Genomic DNA, 1633 nt, shown 5'->3' with positions numbered 1-1633 from the left:
TTTTATGCTTTAATAGACAAAAGAAAACCCACGCAGGGTGGGTTAGAGAATTAATTTGAAAATTTATTTGTTGCTTAAGACTTTAGTTTTTGCCTCTCTAGATTCTTTTCGAGCCTTTAACGTTTTCTCCAACATTGATATCTCTTTTAGATCACTCCATGCTAGAAAAAAACTAAATATTGATGTTAAACCAACTGATAATATTAAGGCCAATAGATGTTTACTGGAAAGTAAGCTTAATGAATTGAGAATATACATTCCAAATACAATTACAATAAAAAGCACGGCTACATATAAGGATGACTTGCTTCTTATATCCACAGTAGATGTTAGTCTATCTCTCTCCGATTGATTCAAGCCATCTAATTTAAGAGCATCTAGCATTCCTTTATAGGCTAAGTAAATTTGACTTAATGGAAGCAACAAAACAAAAGAGAATTGAACCAAGTTGATGTTGATGTTAATTTTCAAATAATTGAAAATTATTGAAAAAATGACAAAAAGAGCTACCAATACTAAAGCAATAAACCTAGCATTATTATAAAACGGCAAATAGCGTTTAGTCATAGTTAGTCACCAAAATTTATATTGGTCGTCATCCAATTATATAACTGAACCTTTAAGCCTTCGTTATATACTTTGTCATTAATGGTTTCAACTGGAATTTTACCACTCATTTTTAAATTTTCAGCTGTAACCTTTGTGCCATCTTCTAATGTGATGACATAGTCATCATTGTGACGCATAGAAGATGCAACAGTATCTATTACTTTTTGCCCACTTTTAGATGTTTTGCGGTTGTAAGTTAGAGTTAGCTTAAGTTTAAGATTTGCATCATCTAATCCATCTTCAAGCTTTAAATCATCTAGATCAACCCCAAAAGCTGATTTAAGAACATCAACAACATTATCTTCAATTTTATAGTCAATTTTTGCAGGAATATTTGATTCAACTTTATGAATTGGCTGAACCTCACAAGAACCTATGCCAGATGATATAGATATTGTTTTTGCTGGTGTATTTTCCAATTTTTCTTTGATGGCTGGATTAGGAGCGTCTTTTAGTATTAATGCGCTGTTTTCAGGTAACGCCTTAGCAGCCTCTCCAAGCAACCATCCCAAGTATGATTCTAGTATTCGTGCAGTAAGCGATCTAGATTGAATTATAGCAACATGATTATCAATAACACCAAAATAGAGGACGCTATCAATAAATTCCTTTCTAACTACATCACTGGATTTTTCTTCATCTTCATCATCTGGTGGTAGATCTTCGGTTAAATAGGTTTTAATTGGAAATTCAGAAGCATCATCACTATCAATTTTTAAAACAGCTTGAGCCTTACCTGATTCAACAATAATTAATTCACCAAAGAACATGCTCTGATGCGAGCTAGCATGATTAATAAGTATAAAATCATCTTTAGTTGCAGAGATGAATTGTTGTCTATTGGTAGCTTTATAATAAAAAGATTTATCTTCTAAAAGCTGAGCTTTTAGTAATTGACCAAGATTCGCTCCTCTCAATAAATCAACTTTTTTATAATGTACAGTTTTTTCTTTTGTAACAGTTTTACTCATTAATTTTCTCCACCCGATCAATTCTAAAGGACTGCGTCGGGTTCGCAGTTTTA

General features: G+C 32.2%; 2 protein-coding genes. Both read right to left on the bottom strand.

The window, feature by feature from the left end:
• Positions 1–63: 63 nt before the first annotated feature.
• Positions 64–567 (bottom strand): hypothetical protein, encoded by a 504-nt coding sequence (locus ACG9ZL_RS20895; RefSeq protein ID WP_419361783.1) that lies wholly within the window; start codon positions 565–567, stop codon positions 64–66.
• Positions 568–569: 2 nt separating this feature from the next.
• Positions 570–1580, bottom strand: a complete 1011-nt coding sequence (locus ACG9ZL_RS20890; RefSeq protein ID WP_419361786.1) for a hypothetical protein — start codon at positions 1578–1580, stop codon at positions 570–572.
• Positions 1581–1633: the final 53 nt, after the last annotated feature.

Origin of the sequence: Acinetobacter legionensis (genome assembly GCF_048551735.1) — a bacterium.
Classification (GTDB): Bacteria; Pseudomonadota; Gammaproteobacteria; order Pseudomonadales; family Moraxellaceae; genus Acinetobacter.
The sequence above is the reverse complement of the archived record's forward strand: the minus strand, read 5'-3'. Positions and strand labels throughout refer to the sequence as shown.